15 protein-coding genes are annotated in these 17,858 nt (G+C 63.2%); 10 read left to right on the top strand and 5 right to left on the bottom strand.

What is annotated here, in order from left to right:
- Nucleotides 1-123 precede the first annotated feature (123 nt).
- The gene (locus tag PP4_RS01965) at nucleotides 124-2,301 is read right to left on the bottom strand and encodes a malate synthase G (protein ID WP_016497663.1); all 2,178 of its coding nucleotides are present in this window, start codon (nucleotides 2,299-2,301) and stop codon (nucleotides 124-126) included.
- Nucleotides 2,302-2,750: 449 nt separating this feature from the next.
- On the opposite strand from PP4_RS01965, the gene PP4_RS01970 reads away from it, so the two are divergent.
- Nucleotides 2,751-3,269: a glycine cleavage system protein R gene (locus PP4_RS01970; protein WP_016497664.1), complete on the top strand. Its 519-nt coding sequence runs from the start codon at nucleotides 2,751-2,753 to the stop codon at nucleotides 3,267-3,269.
- A 248-nt stretch (nucleotides 3,270-3,517) separates the two neighbouring features.
- On the opposite strand, the gene rarD is transcribed toward PP4_RS01970, so the two are convergent.
- The 4 genes from rarD to PP4_RS01990 form a co-directional block, all read right to left on the bottom strand.
- Entirely contained in the window at nucleotides 3,518-4,405 is an 888-nt protein-coding gene (gene rarD / locus PP4_RS01975; RefSeq protein WP_016497665.1) for an EamA family transporter RarD, read from the bottom strand.
- 64 nt (nucleotides 4,406-4,469) lie between these two features.
- Nucleotides 4,470-5,444: a serine/threonine protein kinase gene (locus PP4_RS01980; RefSeq protein ID WP_016497666.1), complete on the bottom strand. Its 975-nt coding sequence runs from the start codon at nucleotides 5,442-5,444 to the stop codon at nucleotides 4,470-4,472.
- Nucleotides 5,445-5,596: 152 nt separating this feature from the next.
- A complete protein-coding gene (locus tag PP4_RS01985) occupies nucleotides 5,597-6,361 on the bottom strand; it encodes a TOBE domain-containing protein (protein ID WP_041167502.1) in 765 nt (254 codons plus the stop codon).
- Between the two features lie 59 nt (nucleotides 6,362-6,420).
- Entirely contained in the window at nucleotides 6,421-7,152 is a 732-nt protein-coding gene (locus tag PP4_RS01990) for a ComF family protein (RefSeq protein WP_041167503.1), read from the bottom strand.
- An 89-nt stretch (nucleotides 7,153-7,241) separates the two neighbouring features.
- Between PP4_RS01990 and bioB the strand changes: the two genes are divergently transcribed.
- The 9 genes from bioB (at nucleotide 7,242) to PP4_RS02035 (ending at nucleotide 17,692) form a co-directional block, all read left to right on the top strand.
- Nucleotides 7,242-8,300 (top strand): biotin synthase BioB, encoded by a 1,059-nt coding sequence (gene bioB, locus PP4_RS01995; RefSeq protein ID WP_016497669.1) that lies wholly within the window; start codon nucleotides 7,242-7,244, stop codon nucleotides 8,298-8,300.
- Between the two features lies 1 nt (nucleotide 8,301).
- Entirely contained in the window at nucleotides 8,302-9,474 is a 1,173-nt protein-coding gene (gene bioF / locus PP4_RS02000) for an 8-amino-7-oxononanoate synthase (RefSeq protein WP_016497670.1), read from the top strand.
- Nucleotides 9,467-10,198: an alpha/beta fold hydrolase gene (locus PP4_RS02005; protein WP_016497671.1), complete on the top strand. Its 732-nt coding sequence runs from the start codon at nucleotides 9,467-9,469 to the stop codon at nucleotides 10,196-10,198. Before bioF ends, PP4_RS02005 begins: the two co-directional genes overlap by 8 nt.
- The gene (gene bioC / locus PP4_RS02010) at nucleotides 10,191-11,009 is read left to right on the top strand and encodes a malonyl-ACP O-methyltransferase BioC (protein WP_016497672.1); all 819 of its coding nucleotides are present in this window, start codon (nucleotides 10,191-10,193) and stop codon (nucleotides 11,007-11,009) included. Before PP4_RS02005 ends, bioC begins: the two co-directional genes overlap by 8 nt.
- A gap of 10 nt (nucleotides 11,010-11,019) precedes the next feature.
- Nucleotides 11,020-11,700: a dethiobiotin synthase gene (bioD, locus tag PP4_RS02015; protein WP_016497673.1), complete on the top strand. Its 681-nt coding sequence runs from the start codon at nucleotides 11,020-11,022 to the stop codon at nucleotides 11,698-11,700.
- A 212-nt stretch (nucleotides 11,701-11,912) separates the two neighbouring features.
- Nucleotides 11,913-12,209 carry a hypothetical protein gene (locus PP4_RS02020; protein WP_016497674.1) on the top strand — a complete coding sequence of 99 codons (297 nt, stop codon included), beginning with the start codon at nucleotides 11,913-11,915 and terminating at the stop codon, nucleotides 12,207-12,209.
- Nucleotides 12,210-12,496: 287 nt separating this feature from the next.
- Nucleotides 12,497-14,302: a phenylacyl-CoA dehydrogenase gene (locus tag PP4_RS02025; protein WP_016497675.1), complete on the top strand. Its 1,806-nt coding sequence runs from the start codon at nucleotides 12,497-12,499 to the stop codon at nucleotides 14,300-14,302.
- A gap of 203 nt (nucleotides 14,303-14,505) precedes the next feature.
- The gene (locus tag PP4_RS02030) at nucleotides 14,506-15,789 is read left to right on the top strand and encodes a GGDEF domain-containing protein (protein ID WP_016497676.1); all 1,284 of its coding nucleotides are present in this window, start codon (nucleotides 14,506-14,508) and stop codon (nucleotides 15,787-15,789) included.
- A gap of 124 nt (nucleotides 15,790-15,913) precedes the next feature.
- Nucleotides 15,914-17,692, top strand: a complete 1,779-nt coding sequence (locus PP4_RS02035; RefSeq protein WP_016497677.1) for an acyl-CoA dehydrogenase C-terminal domain-containing protein — start codon at nucleotides 15,914-15,916, stop codon at nucleotides 17,690-17,692.
- The last annotated feature ends 166 nt before the right edge of the window (nucleotides 17,693-17,858 follow it).

The following is a 17,858-nucleotide window of genomic DNA, read 5'->3' on the forward strand; positions in this document are numbered from 1 at the left end:
GGCCTCATCGCCGGCAAGCCAGCTCCCACAAGGACCGCACAGATTTCAAAGCCTGTGCAGTTCCTGTGGGAGCTGGCTTGCCGGCGAAAGGACCGCACAGCGGCCCTCGTTCGCAGGTGTTACTTACAACCCGTTACGCGCCTTGAACTCGCGGCGACGGCGGTGCAGCACCGGCTCGGTGTAGCCGTTCGGCTGCTTGCCACCTTCCACCACCAACTCTACAGCCGCCTGGAACGCGACGTTGTCGTCGAAGTTCGGCGCCATCGGGCGGTACAGGGCGTCACCGGCGTTCTGCTGGTCGACCACCACGGCCATGCGCTTGAGGCTTTCCAGCACCTGATCCTGGCTGACCACGCCATGGCGCAGCCAGTTGGCCAGCAACTGGGCAGAAATGCGCAGGGTGGCACGGTCTTCCATCAGGCCGACGTTGTTGATGTCCGGCACCTTCGAGCAACCCACACCCTGGTCGATCCAGCGCACCACGTAGCCGAGGATGCCCTGGGCGTTGTTGTCCAGCTCGTTGCGGATTTCTTCGTCCGACCAGTTGGTGTCGGCGGCCAGCGGGATGGCGAGGATGTCGTCCACCGATGCCGGGGTACGCGAGGCCAGCTCACGCTGGCGCGCCTGTACGTCCACCTTGTGGTAGTGCAGGGCGTGCAGGGTGGCGGCAGTCGGCGACGGCACCCAGGCGGTGTTGGCACCGGCCAGCGGGTGGGCGATCTTCTGCTCGAGCATGGCAGCCATCAGGTCGGGCATGGCCCACATGCCTTTGCCGATTTGCGCACGGCCTTGCAGGCCGGTGGCCAGGCCAACGTCGACGTTGTTGTTTTCGTAGGCACCGATCCACTTCTCGTTTTTCATGGCGCCTTTGCGCACCACGGCGCCGGCTTCCATCGAGGTGTGGATTTCATCGCCAGTGCGGTCGAGGAAACCGGTGTTGATGAACGCTACGCGCTCGGCGGCAGCCTTGATGCAGGACTTGAGGTTGACCGTGGTACGGCGCTCCTCGTCCATGATGCCGACCTTGACGGTGTTGCGTGGCATGCCCAGCAGGCCTTCGACCTGGCTGAAGATTTCGGCGGCGAAAGCGACTTCTTCCGGGCCATGCATCTTCGGCTTGACGATGTACACGCTGCCGGTGCGGGTGTTCTTGCGGCTGGTGTTGCCGTTGAGGTTGTGCAGGGCGATCAGGTTGGTGAACAGGCCGTCCTGGATACCTTCGGGGATTTCGTTGCCCTGGGCATCGAGGATCGCCGGGTTGGTCATCAGGTGGCCAACGTTACGCACGAACAGCAGCGAACGGCCGTGCAGGGTCACGCTGCCGCCATTGGGCGCGGCGTACTCGCGGTCCGGGTTCATGGTGCGGGTGAAGGTTTTGCCACCCTTGCTCACGGTTTCGGCCAGGTCGCCTTTCATCAGGCCCAGCCAGTTGCGGTAGACGATAACCTTGTCGTCGGCGTCGACGGCGGCAACCGAGTCTTCGCAGTCCATGATGGTGGTCAGTGCCGATTCCATCAGGATGTCTTTCACGCTGGCGGCGTCGGTGCTGCCAACCGGGGTGTTGGCATCGACCTGGATTTCGAAGTGCAGGCCGTTGTGCTTGAGCAGCACGGCGGTTGGTGCGGCGGCGTCACCGTGGAAGCCGATGAGCTGGGCGTCGTCACGCAGGCCGCTGTTGCTGCCGCCTTTCAGGGCAACAACCAGCTTGCCGCCTTCGATGCGGTAGCCGGTGGAGTCGACGTGCGAGCCGGCAGCCAGTGGCGCAGCCTCGTCGAGGAAGGCGCGGGCGAAGGCGATGACCTTGTCGCCACGGACCTTGTTGTAACCCTGGCCTTTTTCGGCGCCGCCTTCATCGCTGATGGCGTCGGTACCGTACAGGGCGTCATACAGCGAACCCCAGCGTGCGTTGGCGGCGTTCAGGGCGAAGCGGGCGTTCATTACCGGCACCACCAGCTGCGGGCCGGCCATGTGGGCGATTTCTTCGTCCACGTTCTGGGTGGTGGCCTGGAAATCGTCGGCTTGTGGCAGCAGGTAGCCGATTTCCTGGAGGAATGCTCTATAGGCGACGGCGTCGTGGGCCTGGCCTTTGCGTGCCTGATGGTAGGCGTCGATCTTGGCTTGCAGCTCGTCGCGCTTGGCGAGCAGGGCTTTGTTCTTTGGAGCGAGGTCATTGATGATCTTCTCTGCACCCGCCCAGAACTGCTCGGCGACGATGCCGGTCCCGGGAATGGCTTCGTTGTTCACGAAGTCGTACAGGACCTTGGCGACCTGAAGGCCACCGACTTGAACGTATCCAGTCATTGCTTGCCTCACTCTGCTCAGCTATTTCGCTCTTCTGTATTAAGCCTGTAGCGCTTCTCTAAACACGGCACCAGTGCGTGCCCCCGGGTTGTACCGGGCGCGGCTGGGTGCGGCTTGCCAGACGGGCCGGCAGGCAGTGTGCGTATTTTCACAGGCGCCTTGGCAGACATCCAAACGACGTTTTGTAGTCCGCGCCACGGGATACTACATGAAGCAGTAGGCGGGGCAAAATCAGACTAAAAGCGCCGTTATGCGACCCGTTGGTCGCGTATGGTCACGCTGGGAGTGGGTATGTTCGCAAAAAACAGGTGGATTGTTCCAGATAAATCTTGAAACAGTACACGATTCGTTGTGCTGGCCGCCCTGCGGCAGGTTGCCGCGCCTTGCCTATACTGAGTCGATCCCCCGATTTTCTGCCGCCGGGCGCGGTCCGACACGAGGAAGGGCTTGTGGATCATCTTGTACTGACTGTTATCGCCCCTGACAAGGCTGGCCAGGTCGAACGCATTGCCCAGTGCATCGCCGACCACAGTGGCAACTGGCTGGAAAGCCGCATGTCGCGTATGGCCGGGCAGTTTGCCGGCATCCTGCGGGTGGCGGTGCCGGCTGAGAATTACGCTGAACTGGTGGCATCGTTGCAGGGGCTGGCCCGGTATGACATTCGCGTGCTGATTGCCGAGAGCGGCATCGAGCCGTCGTGTACCTGGAAGCCGATTGCCATGGAACTGGTGGGGAATGACCGGCCGGGGATCGTGCGGGACATTACCCGGTTGCTGGCGGATCTTGGGGTGAACCTTGAGCGGTTTACCACTGAGGTGCGGCCGGCACCGATGAGCAGCGAGCCGCTGTTTCATGCCGATGCATTGCTGGCGCTGCCGTTGACCTTGCCGCTGGAAGAACTGCAGCAGCGGCTGGAGAGGCTGGCGGATGATCTGATCGTGGAGTTGAAGTTGCGGGCGGAGGATTGATTCGGGATCGCCGGGGCCGCATCGCAGCCCCTTGCGGTTATCCCGATATCACGGGGAAGGCCCTGTGGATAACCTGGGGGTGTACCTCTCTACCCCAGGCCCTCTGTGCCCTGCGCAGTTTTGATCAAAAAACATCCAGTAATCAGGAGCTTGTGCACAAAGCACGGGGACGAGGGTGTGGATAACCTTTGGAGATGTCGCTGCAGGCCGCGAACCGCATGGCCTGCAGAGTTTTGATCGTTTTTTGATCAGCTGCGCTTGCGCAAATTCATCCACGCATCGACGCTGTAGATCGCCAAACCCGCCCAGATGAACATGAACGCCACCAACGTGCTCGACGACAAATGCTCATCGAACAACAGCACTGCCTGCAGCAATACCAGCGTCGGCGCCAGGTACTGCAGGAAGCCCAGGGTGGTATATGGCAGGTGCCGGGCCGCAGCGTTGAAGCACACCAGCGGTATCAGCGTCACCGGCCCGGCCGCCATCAACCACAGTGCTTCGCTGCTGGTGTAAAACGCCCCCTGGGCACTCATCGCCGCCGGGTGCAGTAGTAGCCAGCCAAGGGCCAGCGGCACCAGCATCCAGGTTTCCACCACCAGGCCCGGCAATGCCGCCACTGGCGCCTGTTTGCGAATCAGCCCGTAGAAGCCGAAGCTCAGCGCCAGCACCAGCGACACCCAAGGCAGGCTGCCTACCTGCCACACCTGCTGGGCTACGCCTACGGCGGCCATGCCCACCGCCAGCCATTGCAGGCGGCGCAGGCGCTCGCCAAGAATCAGCATGCCCAGTACCACATTGATCAGCGGGTTGATGTAGTAACCCAAGCTGGCTTCGAGCATGCGGCCGTTGTTTACCGACCACACATAGGTCAGCCAGTTACCCGCAATCAATGCTCCGCTCAGCGCCAGGATGCCCAGCCGGCGCGGGTTGTCGCGCAGTTCGCGCCACCAGCCCGGGTGTTTCCACACCAGTAGCAGCAGCGAGCCGAACAGCGCCGACCAGAGCACCCGGTGGACAATGATCTCGACCGCCGGGACGTTCTGGATTGCCTTGAAATAGATGGGGAACAGGCCCCAGATGATGTAGGCGCTCAGGCCCAGGATGTACCCGCGACGCGGGTTTGCGGCGTGCATGCAGAATCCTTGCTTAGGTAGCTAAATAAAGCGACGCCTATTGTAGACAGACGTAGGCATGCTTCTAGAACAATTTCAGCGGTGCTTCATCCAGCGCGGCCATTTGTTCGCGCAAGGCGAGAATCTGGTCCCCCCAGTAGCGGGGTTGGCCGAACCACGGGAAGCTGGGCGGGAACGCCGGGTCGCTCCAGCGCCGTGCCAGCCACGCGCTGTAGTGAAGCTGGCGCAAGGCGCGCAGGGGCTCGATCAGGGCCAGTTCGCGCGGGTCGAAGTCGTGGAACTCGTTGTAGCCGTCGATCAGCTCGGCCAGTTGCCCCAGGCGCTCCTCGCGGCTGCCGGCCAGCATCATCCACAGGTCTTGCACCGCCGGGCCCATGCGACAGTCATCGAGGTCGACCACGTGGTACACCTCGTCACGGTGCATCAGGTTGCCGGGGTGCAGGTCGCCGTGCAGGCGGATCAGCTGGTGCGGTGTGCGTGCGTAGATATCCTCGACACGTTTTAGCAGGTCGCGGGCCACGGACTCGAAGGCGGGCAACAGTTCGCGAGGGACAAAACCACCGTCCAGCAGGGTGTTCAGCGAAGCGTGGCCGAAGTTGTCCACAGCCAGGGCCTCACGGTGCTCGAATGGTTTGGTGGCGCCCACGGCATGCAGGCGGCCGAGCAACTGGCCAAGGCGGTAGAGCTGGTCGAGGTTGCCCGGCTCCGGAGCGTGGCCGCCGCGGCGCGGGAACAGAGTGAAACGGAAGCCCTGGTGCTCGAACAAGGTGCGGCCGTCGTGCTGCATCGGCGCAACCACCGGCACCTCGCAGTCGGCGAGTTCGGCGGTGAAGCTGTGTTCTTCGAGGATGGCCGCATCGCTCCAGCGGCCTGGGCGGTAGAACTTGGCGATCAGCGGCTGCGCGTCTTCGATGCCCACCTGATAGACGCGGTTCTCGTAGCTGTTCAGTGCCAGCACCCGGGCGTCGCTGAGAAAGCCGATGCTTTCCACTGTGTCCAGGACCAGGTCGGGGGTGAGGGTGTCGAAGGGGTGGGACATGGTGACTCCGGAGGGTAGGCAGCGTGGGGCCATGGTAACGCGTTATGCCTGTACCGGCCTCTTCGCGGGCATGCCCGCTCCCACAGGCACAGCGCAGTTTTCAAGATTTGTGGGAGCGGGCGCGCCCGCGAACCGCGCAATGCGCGGCCAAGCTATGCAGGAACCCCAATCAACACATAGGACGGATGAAACTGCACTCGCACCGCACTGTCCGCCGCCACCTGCTGCCCAGCCAACCAATCCGCATCGGCGATGGCACACAACGTCTGCCCATTGCCCAACGCCAGCCGCACCTCACTGGGCCCCTCATCCTCTGCCAACACTTCTTCCACGGTTGCACTCAAGCAGTTGCTGCCCGCGTCGGCTGCCTCCCCCTCCGCCAGCAACCGTACCCACCCCGCCTTGAGCAGCGCCACCACCGTCGTTCCCAGTGTCAGCTCCAGCCGCGCGGTACTGTCGTGGGTGATCAGCGCATCAATCTCCAGCCCACCGCCCAATGCCAGGCTGACGCGGTCAAACCGGCCCTCGCGGCGCAGGCCGCTGACCTGGCCCTGGAGCTGGTTGCGCGCACTGGTACGTAGCATCAGGCGACCGAGCAGGTCGAGGTCGCTGGATTCTTCGGCGGCCTCAAGAATTTCCGCCTGCAGGGCCTGCAACCTTTGATACAGACGCAACACCCGCTCGCCTTCCGGCGACAAACGCGCACCGCCACCGCCACGGCCACCGGTACTGCGTTCTACCAGCGGCTGGCTGGCCAGGTTGTTGAGCTCGTCTATGGCATCCCAGGCCGCCTTGTAGCTGACACCCGCAGCCTTCGCGGCGCGGGTGATCGAGCCTTGTTCGGCAATGTGCTGCAGCAGGGCGATGCGCTGGGGGCGGCGGGCGATGTGCTGGGTAAGCAGGGTGGGTAGGGGCATGGGCATTGAGTCGTTGTAGGTGATGGTCCTGAAAGCGGATTGTGGAGGACTGCGCAGGGTCATGCATACCCCGGCTTGGGGGTGCGCGCCAGGCAATAAACATCTACCCGCCGCGCTCCGGCCTTGCGCAGCACCTCGGCGATGGCCTGCGCGGTGGCACCGGTGGTGAACACATCATCGACAATAGCGACATGTTTGCCCGTCAGTTCACCCGAGAGCGCAAACGCTTGTCGCAAATTGCGCCGCCTCGCCCGGGCATCCAGCTTTTGCTGCGCAGGCGTCTCGCGCGTGCGCAGCAACAATCGCTCATCGCACGGTAGCCCAAGTTGCGTAGACAACCACCGCCCCAGCATCCCGGCCTGGTTGAACCCGCGCTCGCGCAGTCGACGCTTGGCCAAGGGCACAGGCAACAGCAGGTCAGGGCGGGGTAGGCCTTCTGCAAAGCGATGCAGCAGCCCATACCCCAGCAGTTCGGCCATCAAGCGCCCCAAAGGCCATTGACGATTGTGCTTGAAGCGGCTGATCAACGTGTCCACCGGAAAACCGAAATGCCACAACGCAATGACCTGTTCGAACGCCGGCAAGCGGCGGGAACACTGGGCGCAGATCAGGCCGGCCATCGGCAAGGGCAGGGCGCATTGCAGGCAGTGATCGCCCAGCCAAGGCAGTTCCTCCTCGCAGGCGATGCACATCGGGTAGGCCTGATCGGCAGGCTCGTCACACAATAAACACATTTGATTAATAAGTGAGCACTTGTAAACCAGTCTTTTCCAGTGTGGTTGACAGTTCATGGGCCTTCCGTAACTATGCGGGCTATCCGTGATGCGCTTGTGGGCTTTCCTGTCCCGGCGCCAGCTACAGCCTAAACAAGGAAACGCCGATGAGCGCCAGCACAACTGCAACAACACGTCACGACTGGTCCCTGGCCGAGGTCAAGGCGCTGTTCCAGCAACCGTTCAATGACTTGCTGTTCCAGGCGCAGACCGTGCACCGCGCGCATTTCGACCCTAATCGGGTACAGGTTTCGACCCTGCTGTCGATCAAGACCGGCGCCTGCCCGGAAGATTGCAAATATTGTCCACAGTCCGGCCACTACAACACCGGGCTGGAAAAACAGAAGCTGATGGAAGTGCAGAAGGTGCTGGAGGAGGCTGCCCGCGCCAAAGCCATCGGTTCCACCCGCTTCTGCATGGGCGCGGCGTGGAAGCACCCGTCTGCCAAAGACATGCCTTACGTGCTGGAGATGGTCAAAGGGGTGAAGGCCATGGGCCTGGAAACCTGCATGACCCTCGGCAAGCTCGACCAGGAGCAGACCGCAGCCCTGGCTCAGGCTGGCCTGGACTACTACAACCACAACCTCGACACCTCGCCGGAGTTCTACGGCAGCATCATCACCACCCGCACCTACAGCGAGCGCCTGCAGACCCTGGCCTACGTGCGCGATGCTGGGATGAAGATCTGCTCCGGCGGCATCCTGGGCATGGGCGAATCGCTGGACGACCGCGCCGGCCTGCTGATCCAGTTGGCCAACCTGCCCGAGCACCCCGAGTCGGTGCCGATCAACATGCTGGTCAAGGTTGCCGGCACGCCGCTGGCCGAGGAAGAGGACGTCGACCCGTTCGATTTTATCCGCATGCTGGCCGTCGCCCGCCTGTTGATGCCCAAGTCGCACGTGCGGCTGTCCGCCGGCCGGGAGCAGATGAACGAGCAGATGCAGGCCCTGGCGTTCATGGCGGGTGCCAACTCGATCTTCTACGGCGAAAAACTGCTGACCACCGCCAACCCGCAGGCCGACAAGGACATGCAATTGTTCGCACGCCTGGGCATCAAGCCCGAAGCGCGTGAAGAGCACGCCGACGAAGTGCATCAGGCGGCCATCGAGCAGGCGTTGGTCGAACAGCGCAGCAGCGAGATGTTCTACAACGCTGCATCGGCCTGACATGGCCTTCGACCTGGCGGCGCGCCTGGCCGAACGGCGCGCCGCAGACCTGTATCGGCAGCGGCCACTGCTGGAGAGCCCGCAGGGGCCGGAAGTGGTGGTCGACGGCCAGCGGTTGCTGGCCTTCTGCAGCAACGACTACCTGGGCCTGGCCAACCACCCCGAAGTCATCGCCGCCTGGCAGGCCGGTGCCGAGCGCTGGGGTGTCGGTGGCGGTGCCTCGCACCTGGTGGTCGGCCACAGCACGCCGCACCACCAGGTTGAAGAAGCGTTGGCCGAACTCACTGGCCGCCCGCGCGCGTTGCTCTTCTCTACGGGCTACATGGCCAACCTGGGCGCCATCACCGCGCTCGTGGGACAGGGCGATACCGTACTGCAAGACCGCCTGAACCACGCCTCGCTGCTGGATGGCGGGCTGCTCAGCGGTGCACGCTTCAACCGCTACCTGCATAACGATGCGGCCAGCCTGGCCAGCCGCCTGGACAAGGCGGTCGGTAATACGCTCGTGGTGACCGATGGTGTGTTCAGCATGGACGGCGACCTGGCCGACCTGCCGGCACTGGCCGATGTCGCTCGCGCCCGCGGTGCCTGGCTGATGGTCGATGACGCCCATGGTCTGGGCACACTCGGCGCACAGGGCGGCGGCATCGTCGAGCACTTCGGCCTGAGCGTGGATGACGTACCGGTGCTGATCGGTACGCTGGGCAAGGCTTGCGGTACTGCGGGTGCCTTTGTTGCCGGCAGCGAAGAGCTGATCGAGGCGCTGGTGCAGTTTGCCCGCCCTTACATCTACACCACCAGCCAGCCACCGGCGCTGGCCTGTGCCACGCTCAAGAGCTTGGAACTGTTGCGTCACGAAACCTGGCGCCGCGAGCACCTGGCGGCGTTGATTCGCCAGTTCCGCGAAGGCGCACAGCAGATCGGGCTGGCGTTGATGGACAGCCCGACGCCGATCCAGCCGATCATGATCGGCGACAGCGCACAGGCCCTGCGCCTGTCGCGCATGCTGCGCGAGCGCGGCTTGCTGGTAACGGCCATCCGCCCACCCACCGTGCCGGCGGGCGGCGCACGCCTGCGGGTGACCTTGAGCGCCGCGCACAGCGAGGCGCAGGTGCAGCTATTGTTGAATGCATTGGCCGAGTGTTATCCACAGTTGGAGAACGCCGATGCGTAATCGTCTTGTATTGCTGCCCGGCTGGGGCCTGGGCACTGCCTCACTGGAGCCGCTGGCAGCCAGCCTGCGCGCCCAGGATGCCCGCTTGCAGGTAGAGCTGATGCCCCTGCCGGAATTGGACCACAGCGATGTGCAGGCTTGGGTCGACCACCTGGACCGCAAGGTGCCCAGCGATGTCTGGCTGGGTGGCTGGTCGCTGGGTGGCATGCTGGCCAGCGCGCTGGCGCACCAGCGCGGCGACCACTGCTGTGGCCTGCTGACCCTGGCCAGCAACCCCAGCTTCGTCGCCCGGCCAGACTGGCCTCACGGCATGCCCGAAGACACCTTCGGCACCTTCCTCGACGGCTGCCGCAGCCATACCCAGGTCACCCTCAAACGCTTCCGTACCTTGTGCAGTGATGGTGCCCAGCAGCCACGTACGTTGCTGCGCCAACTGGGTGTCGGGGTGCCGGAGACCGACCCGCTGTACCTGGCAACCGGCCTTGAGGTGCTGGCCAAGCTGGACACCCGCGAAGCACTGCAGGCATATGCCGGCCCGCAATTGCACCTGTTTGCCGGCAGCGATGCGCTGGTGCCGGCAGAGGCAGCCAAGGCGTTGAGCGAGCTGCTGCCGGATGTGGAAGTGGGCCTGGTCGAAGACAGTTCCCACGCGTTCCTGCTGGAGTACCCGCAGGAGCTGGCGGCGGGCATCAAGAGTTTCCTGCATGAGAGTGGCGATGACTGACCTTTCCCGTCCGACCCTGCCCGGCGCATTGCCCGACAAACGCCAGGTGGCGGCTTCGTTCTCCCGCGCTGCGGCCAGCTACGACAGCGTGGCGGCCTTGCAGCGCGCCGTAGGTTTGAACCTGCTGGAGCAGTTGCCAGCCGGCTTGCAACCCTCGCACTGGCTGGACCTGGGCAGTGGAACCGGCCATTTCAGCCGAAAACTGGCCGAGTGTTTCGCACAGGCCAGCGGTGTGGCAGTGGACATCGCCGAAGGCATGCTGCGCCACGCGCGGGATGAACAAGGTGGGGCGCACTACCACGTGGCCGGTGACGCCGAGCGCTTGCCGCTGCGCGATGCCAGTGTCGACCTTGTGTTCACCAGCCTGGCCGTGCAGTGGTGCGACCAGTTCGCCTGTGTGCTTGCAGAGGCGTTGCGAGTACTGCGCCCGGGTGGCGTGCTGGCTTTCAGCAGCCTGTGCGTGGGTACCCTCGACGAGTTGCGTGCCAGCTGGCAGGCCGTGGATGGCCTGGTGCATGTGAACCGCTTCCGCCGGTTCGAGGATTACCAGCGCCTGTGTGCCGGCAGCGGCTTTGAACAACTTGGGCTGCAGCGCTGCCCGCATGTGCTGCACTACCCGGATGTTCGCAGCCTCACCCATGAGCTGAAGGCACTGGGCGCGCACAACCTCAACCCGGGCCGCCCTTCAGGCCTCACCGGTCGGGCCCGCATGCACGGCCTGTTGCAGGCCTACGAAGCATTTCGCCAGCCTGAGGGGCTGCCAGCCACCTATCAGGTGGTCTATGGTGTGTTGCGCAAGCCACAGGCGTAAGGGGAGCGAGATGAGCCAGGCCTATTTCATTGCCGGTACCGATACCGATGTCGGCAAGACCACCATCGCCGCCGGGCTTTTGCACGCGGCGCGCTTGCAGGGCATGAGCACTCTGGGTGCCAAACCGGTGGCCTCCGGCTGCACCATGACACCGAAGGGCTTGCGCAACAGTGATGCCCAGGCGCTGATCGACGAAAGCACGATCAAGTTGCCATACGACCAGGTCAACCCGTTTGCCTTCGAGCCTGCCATTGCCCCGCATGTGGCGGCGCGTGAGGCGGGGGTGACGCTGGCTGTTGCGGAGTTGCTCGCGGCAATGCGCAATGTGCTGCAACAAAATGCCGATTTCACTTTGGTCGAAGGGGCCGGTGGCTGGCGTGTGCCGCTGTCGGGCCTGGAGAACCTTTCCGACCTCGCCGTTGCCCTGCAGTTGCCGGTGATTCTTGTTGTGGGGGTGCGGTTGGGTTGCATCAGCCATGCCTTGCTCAGCGCCGAGGCGATCGAGCGGGATGGGCTGCAATTGGCCGGGTGGGTGGCGAACATCATCGAGCCCCGTACTTCGCGTCTTGAAGAGAACCTTGCCAGCCTGGCAGAGCGCTTGCCTGCGCCTTGCCTTGGGCGGGTGCCCAAACTGAAGCAAGCCAGTGCCGATATGGTGGCTGAGCATCTGCAACTGGATCTGCTGGATTAGCCTTGCCCAGCCCCGGCCCTATCGCCGGCAAGCCAGCACCCACAAGGGTTACGTGGTACCTGTAGGAGCTGGCTTGCCGGCGATAGGGCCGGTGCAGGAATACCCAAGGCCTATCAACTGGCACCAGGCCATTAGGGTTTTAAACGGGCCTTTTCGCGCCCAGCCTGCTTTAATTGGGGCTGTTCGTTATCCAGCGTCAATGGAGTCCTGACATGGAAATCACCGGTAGCTCCGCCTATTACGCGGGCCTGAGTGCGATTCAAACCGGCCAGAACCGCGTCGATCAGGCCGCAGGCCAGATCGCCAACACCACAGCCGAACGTACCGCCACCAGCCAGTCCAGCGATTTTCAGGCTGAACGCCTGCGCGCAGTAGATCGCAGCCAGCAGATGGACCTGGCCACCAGCACCGTGCAAATGGTTGTTGGCAAAACCGAAGTCGAGCTTGGTGCAAAGGTGGTCAAGGCATCCGACGAAATGCTCGGTCGGATCATCGACACCTACGCCTGACAGGCAACCCTCAAATTAAACACAGCCCCTGTGGGAGCGGGCGTGCCCGCGAATGCGTCAGGTCAGGCATCTCTTTTGTCTGGCCGGGCCCTTTCGCGGGCACGCCCGCTCCCACAGAGGCGGCGTTTTTTCTGGTCGTGGCGTAAACGCCATTTTTCGTGGCGTAAATGGCACCATAGTCCCTCCTTGACATAAGCCAGAGCTAAACGTAAGTTTCAAACAACTGTTTGATAGACGGCCGCCAAGAGCTGGTCACCCCCACAGAACTGACCCAGAGGTTCATCGCAATGCCTGATTACAAAGCCCCCTTGCGTGATATCCGCTTCGTTCGCGACGAACTGCTTGGCTATGAGGCGCACTATCAGAGCCTGCCGGGCTGCCAGGACGCCACGCCCGACATGGTCGATGCGATCCTCGAAGAAGGCGCGAAGTTCTGTGAGCAGGTGCTGGCCCCGCTGAACCGTGTCGGTGACCAGGAAGGCTGCACCTGGAGCGAATCGGGCGTTAAAACCCCGACTGGCTTCAAGGCAGCCTATGAGCAGTTCGTCGAAGGCGGCTGGCCGAGCCTGGCGCATGACGTCGAGCATGGCGGCCAAGGCCTGCCGGAATCGCTGGGCCTGGCCCTGAGCGAAATGGTCGGCGGTTCGAACTGGTCGTGGGGCATGTACCCAGGCCTGTCGCATGGCGCGATGAACACCATCTCCGCACACGGCACTGCCGAGCAGCAGCACACCTACCTGACCAAACTGGTCTCCGGTGAGTGGACCGGCACCATGTGCCTGACCGAACCTCACTGCGGTACCGACCTGGGCATGCTGCGCACCAAGGCCGAAGCACAGGCCGACGGCAGCTACAAAGTGTCGGGCACCAAGATCTTCATTTCGGCCGGTGAACACGACATGGCCGACAACATCGTCCATATCGTCCTGGCCCGCCTGCCGGACGCACCAGCCGGCACCAAAGGCATTTCGCTGTTCATCGTGCCGAAGTTCCTGCCCAATGCCGAAGGCGGCGTGGGCGAGCGCAATGGCGTGAGCTGCGGTTCCATCGAGCACAAGATGGGCATCCACGGCAACGCTACCTGCGTGATGAACTTCGATGCGGCAACCGGCTACCTGATCGGCCCGGCCAACAAAGGCCTGAACTGCATGTTCACCTTCATGAACACTGCGCGCCTGGGTACCGCGCTGCAAGGCCTGGCGCATGCCGAGGTGGCCTTCCAGGGTGGCCTGAAGTACGCCCGTGAGCGCCTGCAGATGCGTTCCCTGACTGGCCCGAAAGCGCCGGACAAGGCTGCCGACCCGATCATCGTCCACCCGGACGTGCGCCGCATGCTGCTGACCATGAAAGCCTTCGCCGAAGGCAACCGTGCGATGGTGTACTTCACTGCCAAGCAGGTGGACATCGTCAAGTACAGCCAGGACGAAGAAGAGCGCAAAAAGGCTGACGCCCTGCTGGCGTTCCTGACCCCGATCGCCAAGGCGTTCATGACCGAAGTCGGTTTCGAAGCGGCCAACCACGGCGTGCAGATATACGGCGGCCATGGCTTCATCGCCGAGTGGGGCATGGAGCAGAACGTGCGCGACAGCCGTATCTCCATGCTGTACGAAGGCACCACCGGCATTCAGGCCCTCGACCTGCTCGGCCGTAAAGTGCTGATGACCCAAGGCGAGGCCCTGAAGGGCTTCACCAAGATCGTGCACAAGTTCTGCCAGGCGCAGGAAGGCAATGAAGCGGTCAAGGAGTTCGTTGAACCGCTGGCGGCAATCAACAAGGAGTGGGGCGAGCTGACCATGAAAGTGGGCATGGCCGCCATGAAGGACCGCGAAGAAGTGGGTGCGGCCTCGGTGGATTACCTGATGTACTCCGGCTACGCCTGCCTGGCCTACTTCTGGGCCGACATCGCCCGCCTTGCAGCCGAGAAGCTGGCTGCCGGCACCAGCGAAGAGGCGTTCTACACCGCCAAGCTGCAGACTGCGCGCTTCTACTTCCAGCGCATCCTGCCGCGTACCCGTACGCATGTGGCGACCATGCTGTCGGGCGCCAACAACCTGATGGCGATGGACGAAGAGCACTTCGGCCTGTCGTACTGATTCAGCCGCTGTACCCAAAACCCGCCTGCCGTCACCGGCAGGCGGGTTTTTTCATTCTGCAGCCGGATGCCTATCCCTTGTAGGGGCAGCACAAGGCTGTTCCTACGGGGGCCGCGTCGGAACTGATATTCAACTGTTCATGTGCACTGCCGATGAAGTAAGGGCACAATGCCACTATTGATCTGCCGGGTTGGAGATTACCCTTGTTTCGTCTTAACGCTGTTCGCGCAAGCCACTTCCTGCCTTCGCTGATCCTGTTGCTGGCAGGGCTCGCCGCAGCCTATGTGAGAGACCTCAGCGTCTTTTTCACATCGCTGTTCAACGTCCTGCCTACCTTGGTGCTGCTGCTGGGCGGTGCCTACTGCGCGGTGTACCGCCGCCAGCGTGAGCTGTTCATGATGCTCACGGTGTACATCGCCTACTACCTGCTCGACACCCAGACCGACTTCTACCGTGACCATGGCCGCGTGCGCGAGGACGCGGCCGTGATCTTCCACCTGGTGTGCCTGCTGCTGCCCGCCCTGTTCGGGCTGTACGGTGCCTGGCAGGAACGTACCCACCTGCTTCAGGACATGGTCGCCCGCGGTGCCGTGCTGTTTGCCGTGGGCAGCGTGGCGGTAGCCCTCGAACAAAGCTACCCCGAAGCGCTGCTGACCTGGCTGGCGGAGATACGCTGGCCAACCTTGCATGGCCAGTGGATGAGCCTGATCCAGATGGTCTACCCCTTGTTCCTCGGCGTGTTCATCCTGCTGGTGGTGCAATACCTGCGCGCACCGCGGCCGCTGCACGCTGCGTTGATAACCGGCCTGCTGGGCATTTTCTGGATGCTGCCGCAAACCTTCATCCTGCCGTTCACACTGAACATCATGTGCAGCCAGGTGATGTTGATGATTGCCGCAGCGGTTGCGCACGAGGCCTACCAGATGGCCTTCCGTGACGAGCTGACCGGCCTGCCGGGGCGCCGTGCGCTTAACGAGCGCATGCAGCGCCTGGGGCGTAACTACGTGATCGCCATGACCGATGTCGACCACTTCAAGAAATTCAACGATACCCACGGGCACGACGTGGGCGACCAGGTGTTGCGCCTGGTCGCCAGCCGCTTGTCCAAGGTGACCGGCGGTGGGCGCGCTTATCGATATGGTGGTGAGGAGTTCGCCCTGGTGTTCGCCGGCAAGACCGCCGAGGAATGTGTGCCCCACGTGGAGGCCGTGCGCGAGGTGATTGCCAACTATGTGATGCACCTGCGCGACCAGAGCAGCCGCCCACAGGACGATACAAGCGGGCGCCAGCGCCGGGCGGGCAACAGCGGCGGGACGGTTTCGGTCACCATCAGCATCGGTGTGGCCGAGCGCCAGGTTGACCACCGTAACCCTGAGGCGGTGCTCAAATCCGCTGACCAGGCGCTGTACAGCGCCAAAGGCGCAGGGCGCAATTGTGTCATGGTGCATGGGCAACAATCGCAGCGCGGTGCAGTGCGTACGGCGTGACTGGGCAAGACTGGGCGGTCAGTTGATGACCCTATGTCTCGTAAAAGTTGTTCGGTTACACTGCCGGTAACCCCAGTGTCGCGGTTCCCCGAGACCGCCCCGACCCGACTAGCGAGAGGTTGTCATGGCTGACTATAAAGCGCCCCTGCGCGACATGCGCTTCGTACTGAATGAAGTCTTCAATGTGGCCGAGCAGTGGGCGCAGTTGCCCGGGCTGGCTGAGGTAGTCGATGCCGATACGGCCATGGCCGTGCTGGAAGAAGCCGGCAAGGTCACCGCCAAGACCATCGCGCCGCTCAGCCGCGGCGCCGATGAAGAAGGCTGCCACTGGGACAACGGTGCGGTAAGCACACCGGCCGGTTTCATCGAGGCCTACAACACATACGCCGAAGGCGGGTGGGTGGGCGTGGGCGGTGACCCGGTGTTCGGCGGCATGGGCATGCCCAAGGCCATCTCGGCTCAGGTCGAGGAAATGGTCAATGCTTCCAGCCTGGCCTTTGGCCTGTACCCGATGCTGACTGCTGGCGCTTGCCTGTCGATCAATGCCCACGCCAGCGAAGCGCTGAAGGCCAAGTACCTGCCGAACATGTACGCCGGCGTTTGGGCGGGGTCGATGTGCCTGACCGAGCCGCATGCCGGTACCGATCTGGGTATCATCCGCACCAAGGCCGAGCCGCAGGCCGACGGCAGCTACAAGGTCAGCGGCACCAAGATCTTCATCACCGGTGGCGAGCACGACCTGACCGAGAACATCATCCACCTGGTGCTGGCCAAGCTGCCGGATGCCCCGGCGGGGCCGAAAGGCATTTCGCTGTTCCTGGTGCCGAAATTCCTGGTGAATGAAGACGGTAGCCTGGGGACGCGCAACCCGGCTACTTGCGGCTCGATCGAGCACAAGATGGGCATCCAGGCCTCGGCTACCTGTGTGATGAACTTCGACGAAGCGGTGGGCTACATCGTCGGTGAGCCGAACAAAGGCCTGGCGGCCATGTTCACCATGATGAACTACGAGCGCCTGGGTGTTGGCATCCAGGGCCTGGCCTCCGCCGAACGCTCCTACCAGAACGCGGTGGAATACGCTCGCGACCGGCTGCAGAGCCGCGCCCCGACCGGCCCGCATGCCAAGGACAAGGCCGCCGACCCGATCATCGTCCACCCGGACGTGCGCCGCATGCTGCTGACCATGAAGGCGCAGATCGAGGGTGGCCGCGCCTTCTCCACTTATGTAGCCATGCAACTGGACAGTGCCAAGTACAGCGAAGACGCCGCCGTGCGCAAGCGCAGCGAAGAGCTGGTGGCACTGCTGACACCGGTGGCCAAGGCGTTCCTCACCGACCTGGGGCTGGAGAGCACGGTGCATGGCCAGCAGGTGTTCGGTGGGCATGGTTATATCCGTGAGTGGGGGCAGGAGCAGCTGGTGCGTGATGTGCGCATTACGCAGATCTACGAAGGCACCAACGGCATCCAGGCCCTCGACCTGATGGGGCGCAAGGTGGTGGCCAGCGGTGGCGCGTACTACAGGCTGTTCTCTGATGAGATCCGCCAGTTCATTGCCAGTGCTGGTAGCGAACTGGACGAGTTTGCCAAGCCGTTGGCTGCCAGCCTCGACCAGCTCGACGGGCTGACCGAATGGGTGCTGGAACAGGCCAAGGGCAACCCGAATGAAATTGGCGCGGCGTCGGTCGAGTACCTGCATGCCTTTGGTTATGTGGCCTATGCCTACATGTGGGCGCTGATGGCGCGGGCGGCCAAGGCGGGTGAGGGGGACGAGGCGTTCTACTCGGGCAAGCTGGGGACGGCGCGGTTCTACTTTGCGCGGTTGCTGCCACGGGTGGATTCGCTGGTGGCATCGGTGAAGGCGGGGAGCGAGTCGCTTTACCTGCTGGATGCCGAGCAGTTCTGACGGATTCTGGGGCCGCTTTGCGGCCCATCGCGACGCAAGGCCGCTCCCACAGGTATCGCGTAGAGTTGGACAGTTGCGCGGTCCCATGTGGGAGCGGCCTTGTCCCGCGATGGGCTGCGCAGCACCCCAATTCACGGCATGAATCTTCTTTGTAAGCTTTTTCCTA

The sequence above is a fragment of the Pseudomonas putida NBRC 14164 genome (genome assembly GCF_000412675.1).
In the GTDB taxonomy this organism is placed as follows: Bacteria; Pseudomonadota; Gammaproteobacteria; order Pseudomonadales; family Pseudomonadaceae; genus Aquipseudomonas; species Aquipseudomonas putida.